Raw genomic sequence first — 10,513 nt, forward strand, 5'->3', positions numbered from 1 at the left:
ACGCAGACCGTCCCGTCCCTTGCTGTTCAAGGGGCAGGCTTATTTCGCCTGCCAAGCATACCAGCGCGTGGCGATCTCGTCGCGGTGCTCGGCCCAGTAGTTCATGTCGAGGTTGATCTGTCCGTCGACATGGGCGTCCGGCAGCGCCTTCACCGCATCGGCCGGCATCTCGGCCTTGGCCTTGGTGTTGATGGGCGCATAGCCACTGGCTTCGGCGAACTTCGCCTGGCCGGCCGGGCTGCTTGCCGCGGCGAGGAACTTCATCGCGGCGTCCTTGTTCTTGGCGCCCTTCGGCACCACCAGGACGTCGGCGGCGGTCAGGTTCTGGTTCCAGGAGACGCCGACATCGGCGCCATCCTTCTCCAGCGCGAAGACACGACCGTTCCACAGCTGGCCGAAGGTTGCTTCGCCGGACGCGATCAATTGCTGCGACTCCGCGCCGCCGCCCCACCAGACGATGTCCGACTTGATGGTGTCGAGCTTCTTGAAGGCGCGATCGAGATCGAGCGGATAGAGCTTGTCGGCGGGAACGCCATCGGCCAGCAAGGCGATCTCGATGACACCGGGCGCCGACCATTTGTAGAAGGTCCGCTTGCCCGGGAATTTCTTCAGGTCGAACATGTCGGCCCAGCCGGCCGGTTCGCCCGAAACGGCGCCCTTGTTCCAGGCGAGCACGAAGGAATAATAGAAACTGCCGACGGCATGATCGGTGGTGAAGCGCGGATCGAGGTCGGCCTTCGGCACAGCAGTGAAGTCGATCGGCTCGAGCAGGCCGTCCTTGGCCGCCTTGATGGCGAAATCCATCTCGACGTCGACGACATCCCAGTTGACGCTGCCGCTGTCGACCATCGCCTTCAGCTTGCCGTAGTCGGTCGGGCCGTCCTGCATGACCTTGATGCCGGAGGCGGCGGTGAACGGTTCGGCCCAGGACTTGGTCTGCGCTTCCTGGGTCGTCCCGCCCCAGCTGGTGAACACCATGTCCTCGGCCTTTGCGGCCGTCGTTGCCAGAAGTGTTGTTGCGAGCAGTGTCGTTGCAAGAAGGCGGGCAAGGGCGCCGGTGATGATCAGTTTCATGTCGTTCTCCTCTGTTTGTTTTCGTTGTTGGCTGTTCGCGACCGGCGTTTTCGCCTTGATCGCGAATCCCCGTCCGCGGCGGCTACCGCATGACAAAAGGATCGGGAATCGGGTCGTCCGAGATGCGTATCCACACCGACTTCGAACGCGTGTAGTCGCGGATCGCATCGAGGCCGCCTTCGCGGCCGAGGCCCGACTGGCCATAGCCGCCGAACGGAACCAGCGGCGAGACGGCGCGATAGGTGTTGATCCAGACCACGCCGGCATGGATGCCGCGCGCCATGCGATGGGCTTTCGCGAGATTGGTGGTGAACACGCCGGACGCCAGGCCGAACGGCGTGTCGTTGGCCAGCGCCAGGGCTTCGGCTTCCGCGTCGAAGGCGATCACGGAGAGCACGGGACCGAACAGCTCCTCGCGCACGCAGGGCAAGCCGGTGTTGTCGTTGGCATCGATGATCGTCGGCGCGTAGTAGAGGCCGCCGGCGTGACCGGCGGGCCTTTCGCCGCCGGTGACCAGCCGTCCACCTGCGGCAAGGCTTGCCGCCACGATCTTCTCGATCCATTCGCGCTGCCGCGACGTGGCCAGCGGCCCCATTTCGGTTGCCGGATCCTGCGGATCGCCGATCCGGATCGCCTCGGCCTTGTGCTTGAGCCGGGCGAGGAATTCGTCCTTCACCGAACGCTCGACCAGCAGGCGCGAGCCGGCGACGCAGCTCTGGCCGGTGGCGGCGAAGATGCCGGCGACGACCGCGTTGGCGGCGCTGTCGAGATCGGCATCGGCAAACACCACGACCGGGCTCTTGCCGCCGAGTTCGAGCGTCGTGTAGGCAAGGTTTTCCGCGGTGTTCCTGACGATCTGCTGGGCGGTTGCCGGACCACCGGTGAAGGCGACACGGGCGACGAGCGGATGGCTGGTCAGGCGGTGACCGCAATCATGGCCGAAGCCGGTCAGGATGTTCACGCTGCCGGCGGGAAAGCCCGCCTCATGGACGAGCTCGGCGAAGGCCAGCAACGGGGCAGGGCCGTCCTCGGACGCCTTGAGGACGACGGTGCAGCCGGCCGCCAGCGCCGGCCCGAGCTTGACGGCGGACAGGAAGAGTTGCGAATTCCACGGCACGACCGCGGCGACGACGCCGATCGGCTCGGGCCGGATCGTCACTTCCATGTCCGCCTTGTCGATGGGGACAAACGAGCCTTCGTGCTTGTCGGCCAGCCCGCCATAGTAGCGGTAGTAGTCGCCGACATAGGCGATCTGGGCGCGGGTCTCGCGGATGATCTTGCCGGTGTCGCGCGTCTCGAGTTCCGCCAGCCGGTCGGCATTGGCGACCACCAGGTCGCCGAGCCGCACCAGCAGCTTGCCGCGCGCTGTTGCCGTCATCGCCGCCCATGGGCCGGAGCGCAGCGCCCGGTGAGCGGCCTCGACGGCGCGGTCGACATCGGCCGATGATGCAGCGGGCATCCTGGCCCATGCCGTGCCGGTCGACGGGTCGATGCTGTCGAAAGTCGCGGGCGCGTCCTCGAAGCTGCCGTCGACATAGTTCCTGAATTGAGCGGTGCTCATCGCGTATGCGGTCCCTGGAAGGCCGGCATCACCCTATCGATGAAGAGCTGCAGCGATTTCTTCTTGCGCTGGTGGGAGAGGCCGCTGTCGATCCAGATCGAATACTGGTCGTAGCCGAGCGCCTCATAGGCCTTCAGCCTGGCGATCACCTCGTCGGCTTCGCCGATAACAAGGTTCTGCCGGATCTTGTCGGGCGCATATTGCGGCATGGCCGCGATCTCGGCCTCGGTTAGCGCCTCCAGAACGCCCTGGCGCACCGGCTTCTTGTTCTGGAACCAGGCCCCGAACTGGCAGTAGAACTGCGACAGGTCCTGCGCCAGGCGATCAGCATCGGCTGCGTCCTCGGCAACGAATGTGTGCATCAGCAGCATGATTTCCGGCCGCGCTATGTCGGGGTGAGCAGCGCAGGCGGTGTTGAAGCGCTCCATCAGGCTGGTCACCTCGCCATCGCCGGAGGCCAGCGGCGTCACCTGCACATTGCATTTGCTGGCGACGGCAAAGTCATGCGAGTTCGGATCACGCGCCGCCACCCAGATCGGCGGATAAGGCTTTTGCAGCGGCTTGGGTGACGAGGTGGTCGACGGGAACGACCAGAACTCGCCAGTGAGTTCGAAATCGCCATCCCACAGGCCGCGGATCGCCGGCACCATCTCGCGCATGCGCTGGCCGGCGCCCCAGGCTTCAAGCCCAGGAAAAAGCCGCTGGTATTCGTAGGCGTAGGCGCCGCGCGCAATGCCGATGTCGAGGCGGCCGCCGGAGATGACGTCGGCCATTGCCGCTTCGCCGGCAAGCTTGATCGGGTGCCAGAACGGCGCGACGATGGTTCCGGTGCCGAGCCTTATGCGCCTGGTCTTGGCGGCGAGCCAGGCGATGTTGATGAACGGGTTCGGCGAGATGGTGAATTCCATACCGTGATGCTCGCCGATCCAGGCGGTCTCGAAACCTGCCTCTTCGGCCTGCACGACCAGCTCTTCCAATTCACCGACAAGCTCGGAATGCGGCTTGGCCAGATCCGAGCGCTCCATGTGGACGAACAGCGAGAATTTCATCAGCGTCACCCGCGACCGGAAAGAAGAACTGGCGAAGGCTTGGCGAGCGGCCGGACTTCGCCTTCGACCTCGTTGCCTACATAGACGCCGAACGCATCTTCCATGCGCTCGCGTGCATAGCGGGCAAGCATCGACCGCACCGCAGGGTCGGCAATCCTCAGATCGGCGATCTTCTCGATGTCGACAAGCCGCACATGGCGATCGTCGGAATGAGGGCCGTCGACCGTGCCGCGATAGTAGACATGCGTGCGCGAGGGGTCGGCGGCATCGTCCCAGACGGCGAACAGGAAGCCGAGCTGGGCGTCGATGGTCCTGGCGGCAAGGCTCCCCTTGAGGCTGCGCGCATCTTTCGGTGTGCCCAGTCCGCGCCCAGCCGGCAATTCATGGAAGCCGTCAGATGTCTCGAAGAACAGCACCCGGCCATCGTTCTCGAGAATGGCGCCGACTTCCGTATCGGGCGGTGCAGCCGCCAGCGCCTCCTGGCTGAGGCCGGGCGTCACATAGGTGCCCCGGCAATAGCCGAGCGGCTGTGCTCCGTTGTGGCTGAAATCGCGGACGCGGCCGATGAGGATCGAATGATCGCCGGCATCGACCAGCTGCTGCATGGCGCAATCGAACACCGCGACGGAACCGTCGATCAGCGGATTACCGGTCTGGCCCGGTTGCCAGGCCACGCTCGCGAACTTGTCGGCGGCCTTGGAGGCAAAGATGCCGGAGTGGGCTTTCTGGCTCTCCGACAGGATGTTGATGGCGAAGCCCTTCGATGTCGAGAAGGCGCTGTGTCCCAGCGCCTTCTTGGCGATGCAGACAAGCACCAGCGGCGGTTCGAGCGAGACCGAGGTGAAGGAGTTGGCGGTGAAGCCGCGCGGCTCGCCTTCCGCACTGATCGTGGTGACGATGGTGACGCCGGTCAGGAAGGAGCCGAGCGCGCGCCGGAATTCGCCGCTGTCGAAGGCGAGATCGGCCTGCGGCGTCGCGGCTTCGGCGTCGACAAAGGCGCTGATGTGGTGAGTCACTTTTTCGGGCGAAGCCATTGCCATCATGTGCCTTTCTCCGCCGAGCACAAGGCATTGCCCGTGCGGCGCGAGCCTCGCCATCGCCGCCGACATGGCCGGGGTCGAATTGCTGTCGTCGGACCCGGTCATGAACAAGGCTGGCGCCGCCAGCCCGGCCAGGGCATAGGCATGCTCGGCATCGGCATGGGCAAAAAGGCGATAGGTGCGCGCGTAGCCTTCCGGGTCGACGCCTTCAAGAGCCGCGCGTGCGGTGGCGGCCGCACCCGCTAGGCTCTCCGGCAGCGGGTCGCCGAACCAGCGGGCAAGCGTTGCCGCGATGGCGGAAGGATCGCCATGCGTGCCGAGTGCCGCCGCTCGTTCGCGCACGGCCTGCGCCAGGGCTTCGGGGCGGCGGAAGACCGCGTTGAGGCAGACGATGGAGCGGACGCGCGACGGCGCGCGAAGGGCGATTTCCAAGGCGACCAGCGCGCCCATCGAATGGCCGACGATCGATACCGAGGCGAGACCGAGATGATCGAGCAGACGCAGCGCCTGCTCGGCGAAATCCGACAGGGCGGCATTTTCCGGCGGCAGGGGCGAGGTGCCGTGGCCGAGCATATCGACGGCGATCAGGTCGTGGCGATCTTTCATCGAGGCTATCTGATCCTGCCAGATCGTTGCGTTCATGCCGACGCCGTGGATGAGCAGAACCGGCGTGCCGGAACCGGCACGGATGAAGCCGGTGCCGTCGGGAGCTATGCCCCGGACCCATGCGGAGGCGGCGACGTCAGCCATGCAGATCCCCGACCTCTTTCAGATCCTGATAGCGGTCGCCTATGCGATGGTGCGGGCGGCCGCCGATCGAAGCGCCAAGCGCCACCACCAGCTCGTCGGGCCCGGGCGCGTCGCCGATCTGGAAATGCACGGTGAGATAGTGGGAGCGACGGCCGTCGTCGTTTTTGTCCATCAGCGGGATCATGATCGGCGTGTTCGGTCCGCCGCGCAGATTGGTGAAGGCCAGATAGGTTTTGGCGCCGACAGCACGGCGATAGTGATTGCCGAAATGCAGTGTGTGGATCAGCGCCGAGGCGTGCTCGATCTCGCCTGAGGTGCCGCAGATGGCCGCCTTGCCGTAGCCTTCAATCGCCTCGCCCGAACCGGCGACGGCGATGATCTCGCGGGTCAGCATCTCGCCGAGAACGGGGGCAAGGGCGCGGATTTCCGGCGACAGGTCGTCAGTGAAACCACGGCCGGCCCAGGGGTTGGTCAGCACCGCGGCAACGCCGATCAGGCGCAAGGGCTTAGGCGCCGCCTTGCCGCCCTCGATAAGCGTGTTCTCGATGTAGGTGACGGTCTTCCGAATGGCAGGTCTCATGAAGGTCCTCGGTCGCGACGGCGTTGCCCAACGCCGCAATCTTTGATATCATCTTATGGTATACCATACTATGGAGCGCCGAGAGCCTTGTCAATCGCCCTTGGAATCTGTTTTGTGGCAGCACGAGGACGCGGAGAAAAAATGTCAGACGATACGCTGCGGATCGACCGCTCTGCCAAGACGTTGAGGACGCTGGCGCTGGAGCGCATGCGCGAGGCGATCATGGGCTTCCATTTCCAGCCTGGTGAAAGGCTGGTCGAGCGGCCGCTTTGCGATCAGCTCGGGGTCAGCCGGTCGGTCGTGCGCGAGGTCCTGCGGCAACTGGAGGCGGAAGGCCTGGTGCAGATGATACCGGGCCATGGGCCCGCCGTCGCCAAGCCGGATCTCGGCCGCACCGACGAAATCTACGAATTGCGGGCCCTTCTGGAGGGCATCGCGGCGCGGGCTTGCGCCTTAGCGGCCACCGACGCGCAGATCGCGGCGCTCGATGCCGCCTTGACGAACCTGCTTGACGCGTGGGCGTCAGGCGCGCCGGTCGAGGTGATGCGGGCCACGACCAAGTTCTACGAAGCGCTGTTCGAAGCGGCCGACAAGCGCATTGCCTGGGAAATCGTGACGGGTCTGAATGTCCGCATCAACCAGCTCCGCTCGATGACCATCGCGTCGGAGAACCGGCGCGAGCCGGCGATCGCCGAAATGACCGAAATCATGGATGCCATCCGCTCGCGCAAGCCGGACGAGGCGGCGGCGGCAGCCCGGCGGCATGTCGAATCCGCCTGGCAGATCGCACGTAACACGCTGCGCCTTGGTCCCCCTTAGCGACAGCCGCAGTCTTTACAGCGCTCCACCCCGTAACTGGCCAGCGCGGCATCCTATCGTCCATCCTGGCCTTGCGATAGGGCTCGGTATCGTGTCGGGCGTGTAGATCAGGCGGCCTTGTGCTGGGGTTTGAAGTGCCGCATCTACACGGTCCGTGGCGTGCGAACCCTGTGCTCTTGAAAGCCCAGGGGTGATCGCGGCTTTCCATCGACCAACAGCTCATCATGACGTCACCTCGGAGGACGAGAAAAGACTGTTAAGGCACGGGTGCGAGCTGCCTCCGTCGTTCGCTCGATCGAAAGCACCGTGCGTGGAGGAAGTTCGCCATCATGCAGCGCGAGAAGATGTTCGTCTGCTTCCTTATCCGCCGCCGTAAGCCGGTGATTTAGACGAAGAAAGTCCATCCAGGTGGGCGTGCGGAATGTCTCTGTCCAAAGTGAAGGCGTTTGAAGATTTCGCTGGAGCGTCCAGTTTCGTGCACCGGCGCGGCTAAGAGCGTGCCGCTTTGTCCGCATGCAGCCGAGAAAGGCGTCGATATTCTTCTCTGATATGGAATAGTCGACCTTGGCAACGATCGGGCCACTTCTGGGCTTCAGATCGAGTGCCAGCTCCGGTGCGCGAAAATCCGAACTTTCTTGATCCGTTTCTTCCCATGGACGGACCGGCAGCACTATTCCCGCTGCTGCAACCAGCAACAGAGCCCCCGCAGCGCCTTCCAAAGCCCAGGGCAAGGAGTAGTTCTGCGCGACAGAACCCCAAATCCAGCTGCCTGCTGCCATGCCCCCGGCGCTCAGGGCGTAGTAGATCGAGAGCGTCCGGCCGACTACCCACCTTGGGCTTGCCAGCTGCACCGACACGTCAATGCCCGTCCAGGTGAGAAGCCAACCGGCGCCACCGAATGCCAGCGAAATGGCGGCCACAGCGACCGACGATGTAAGCGCAAGGGAGAGGCAACATGCTGCACAAGCGACAGAGGCGCACGCCACCAGTCTGTTTTGAGACGTGATCCGCCTCAAGAAGCCGTTGCTCATGCCCGCAATGAACGCCCCCATTCCGAATCCGGCCAACAAGATGCCGTACACGATTGGCCCGCTCCTCAATTGATCCCGCACGACAAGAGGCAGAAGCGCGAGGATGGAGATGCTTGCCAAGCCGAAAAGGGTTGCACGGGCGATTGCAACTCTGATCTCCGACGATAACGCCGTAAAGCGCACTCCATCATGAATCGCCATCGTCATTCTCTCACGAGGGAGAGGCGAAGAGCGGACTTGCCATTTGGTGCGCCATATTGCGCCCAGCGGCGCCAGATCACTCAGCGCGGCCAAGGCGAAAGCGGCAAGCGGCCCAAAGAACGCCAGAATGACGCCTCCCAAAGCCGGACCAACGCTGCGCACAATGTTGTATCCGACAGACATAAGCGTCACCGCAGCCGGAATTTCGCGCTTGTGAAGAATATCGCCCACGGACGCATGCCAGGCCGGATCGGTTAGCGCGAAGCCGCAGCCAGCCAGGAAACCCAATCCGAGTATGAGCCAGGGACTAACAAATCCAAGGCCGACAGAAATCATCAGCGTTGTTGATGCCGATGCTATCAGGCAGTGCCCCGCAAACATGACCCATCGGCGACTGAAGTTGTCGGCGATGGCTCCGGCGAGAACTGAGAGGAAGAACACCGGCAATGTGGATGCGGCCTGCACGAGTGCAACCATCAGGTCTGAGGCAGAAATAGTGACCATGAGCCAACTGATGGCTACTGTTTGCACGAGCCATCCCAGGCTGGATATCTGTGTAGATACCCAGATCGAACGAAAAACCTGGTTCCGAAGCGGGGCAAGCGTCGTTGGAACGGACGGATGAGGATTTTCGTGCGGCATGCGTTTCTTACCTTCGACGAGCCGATTGTTTAATTCACGGCTGCCACTTCCTTTTTGCCTCTATGATGTTGAGCAATGGGTCAGTGCTTCCAAGGCGTAACCAAGCACCTGCTTCCGCATGCTTTTGCGTTCATCCTAGGAACCGGCATACCGGTTTGGGATCCCCCGCTCAATCCGGAGGTCTTAGCAGAGAGTCGGAAGTGTAGCATTGAGCCACATAGCGGAATGCGCGGGGCAAGTATCCGTTTTGGTGAGCGCGAATTTCCTGCCCATTGCCGCACGCCTCGGCTGCGGCGTGTCCGGCGATTGTGCGTTCCATGGTCAGAGCTCGCTCGAATGCAGCCAGCGTGGGATGACACGATCGAAGGTAACGATAGAGTAGATGTTATTCTTGATAACGTGGAAACAATACCATTTCGGCAATGCGGCAACGACTCGCGTGCCCGGCCGCGAGACCCGCGAACCTTCCGAGCTCTTGTTCGTCGCAGGCAAGTTCGCCGAATACCAACGCTTGGGCGATACCGCGATCGCGATTCTTGGCGACGAGATCCGCCCAATAGTCGATAGGTCGGTAATCGCAACCATCTCAATCTTTTGTCCCAGACTGAGAAACCGGTATTTTGCCTCTGGCTTGGAAAACCGCAGCCCCGCGAATATGCAGCAGATTGACGCCGCAGCCATCAGTGCAGCGATCGCCCGGAGCTCAGGGCAGACCAGATCCCGCCCCGTAAGCTGGTCCCATGTGCCATCGGCAAGGTATTCTTGGTGCCTGTGAGCATGAAGGTGATGGCAATCTGGTCGAGCGCACTGCCAACGATGGCAGTCGTCAGGTTCGTTAGCACGACGCGAAAAAGGTCTCGCTGGTTCCAGCGCCTAAGTCCTGGCTTGCTTCCTCTAGGCGCGGATCCAGTCGCCGCAAGCGGTCGTTGGCACGCCATCCTCACCGTCCCAGCGCCAGTATGAGCTGGATCAGGTTCAACGGGTCTCTGCGTCAAGCGTATTCGGCCCGCGGCGACGACAGGCGCTCGATTATTGCGGTGCAAAAGCTCGCACACGTGTCGGATACAAGTCACGCGCCGGAGAGCAGGGCAGGGGTGGCCAAAGCCTCCCCCGCCTCGTCAAGGATGGAGAAACAGTAACGGCCATGGGCGTCGAGATCGACGGAGTAGCTCAGGCGGTCGAGTATGTGGTTGTCCTGATCGAACGTGACGACCCGCGGCTTCAGCGAGGTGATATGCGCTTCATCCAGGTAGATGGAGCTGCAGACAATGATCTGGTCGTCTGGCTGGCAGGTGCGGGCGGCCGCTCCGTTGAGGATACAGCAGCGTGACCCGCGTTCGCCGAGAATGACGTAGGTCGAAATCCGCGCGCCGGAGTTCTTGTTCCATATCTCGACAAACTCCATCGGCAGGATCCCGGCTTCTTCGCAGTGGTCAGGGTCGAGCGTTATCGAACCGTGGTAGTTGAGGTTTGCTTCGGTGACGTGGATGCCGTGCAGCTTGCCGGCGACTAGTTTTCGCATGGTCTGTTTCCTATCCATCATGAATGACCAGTCCGTTGGGCGGCCGGTTGCTCGGCTAAGTTCCGACGACGAGGGCGCCGCCGCTGAGACCCGCACCCGCTGCAGCGAGAAGGATTTTCTCCCCCGGCCGAAACGGTTCCATCTGATGGGCTAGCGAAAGCGATAGCGGGATCGTCGCGGCGGAAGAGTTGCCGTAGTCGGCGATTGTCTTGACGATTGCGTGATCTGCAATGCCGAGGCTCCT

9 protein-coding genes are annotated in these 10,513 nt (G+C 63.0%); 1 reads left to right on the forward strand and 8 read right to left on the reverse strand.

Going from position 1 to position 10,513, the window contains the following annotated elements; all coding sequences use genetic code 11:
• Nucleotides 1-39 precede the first annotated feature (39 nt).
• The 5 genes from OHD58_RS27495 to OHD58_RS27515 form a co-directional block, all read right to left on the reverse strand.
• Complete coding sequence (locus tag OHD58_RS27495) at nucleotides 40-1,074, reverse strand: ABC transporter substrate-binding protein (RefSeq protein ID WP_263806806.1); 1,035 nt, start codon at nucleotides 1,072-1,074, stop codon at nucleotides 40-42.
• 82 nt (nucleotides 1,075-1,156) lie between these two features.
• Nucleotides 1,157-2,635 carry an aldehyde dehydrogenase gene (locus tag OHD58_RS27500; RefSeq protein WP_263806807.1) on the reverse strand — a complete coding sequence of 493 codons (1,479 nt, stop codon included), beginning with the start codon at nucleotides 2,633-2,635 and terminating at the stop codon, nucleotides 1,157-1,159.
• Entirely contained in the window at nucleotides 2,632-3,684 is a 1,053-nt protein-coding gene (locus tag OHD58_RS27505) for an LLM class flavin-dependent oxidoreductase (RefSeq protein ID WP_263806808.1), read from the reverse strand. The genes OHD58_RS27500 and OHD58_RS27505 overlap by 4 nt, the downstream gene beginning before the upstream one ends.
• Before the next feature lie 5 nt (nucleotides 3,685-3,689).
• Nucleotides 3,690-5,474: an alpha/beta fold hydrolase gene (locus OHD58_RS27510; protein WP_263791414.1), complete on the reverse strand. Its 1,785-nt coding sequence runs from the start codon at nucleotides 5,472-5,474 to the stop codon at nucleotides 3,690-3,692.
• Nucleotides 5,467-6,054, reverse strand: a complete 588-nt coding sequence (locus OHD58_RS27515) for an amino acid synthesis family protein (protein WP_263791413.1) — start codon at nucleotides 6,052-6,054, stop codon at nucleotides 5,467-5,469. Before OHD58_RS27515 ends, OHD58_RS27510 begins: the two co-directional genes overlap by 8 nt.
• Nucleotides 6,055-6,195: 141 nt before the next feature.
• Here OHD58_RS27515 and OHD58_RS27520 point away from each other — a divergent pair, with 141 nt between their 5' ends.
• Nucleotides 6,196-6,873, forward strand: coding sequence for a GntR family transcriptional regulator (locus OHD58_RS27520; RefSeq protein ID WP_263791411.1), 678 nt, complete (start codon nucleotides 6,196-6,198; stop codon nucleotides 6,871-6,873).
• Nucleotides 6,874-7,103: 230 nt separating this feature from the next.
• Here OHD58_RS27520 and OHD58_RS27525 read toward each other — a convergent pair whose 3' ends face one another.
• From OHD58_RS27525 to OHD58_RS27535, 3 genes are all read right to left on the reverse strand, one after another.
• Entirely contained in the window at nucleotides 7,104-8,747 is a 1,644-nt protein-coding gene (locus OHD58_RS27525; RefSeq protein WP_263806809.1) for an MFS transporter, read from the reverse strand.
• A 1,069-nt stretch (nucleotides 8,748-9,816) separates the two neighbouring features.
• Entirely contained in the window at nucleotides 9,817-10,269 is a 453-nt protein-coding gene (panD, locus tag OHD58_RS27530; RefSeq protein WP_006205530.1) for an aspartate 1-decarboxylase, read from the reverse strand.
• Between the two features lie 55 nt (nucleotides 10,270-10,324).
• Nucleotides 10,325-10,513 (reverse strand): 3-oxoacyl-[acyl-carrier-protein] synthase III C-terminal domain-containing protein (locus tag OHD58_RS27535; protein ID WP_318528300.1); only part of this gene is annotated, 189 nt, incomplete at its 5' end.

The sequence above is a fragment of the Mesorhizobium sp. ZC-5 genome (assembly GCF_025753855.1).
Classification (GTDB): Bacteria; Pseudomonadota; Alphaproteobacteria; order Rhizobiales; family Rhizobiaceae; genus Neomesorhizobium.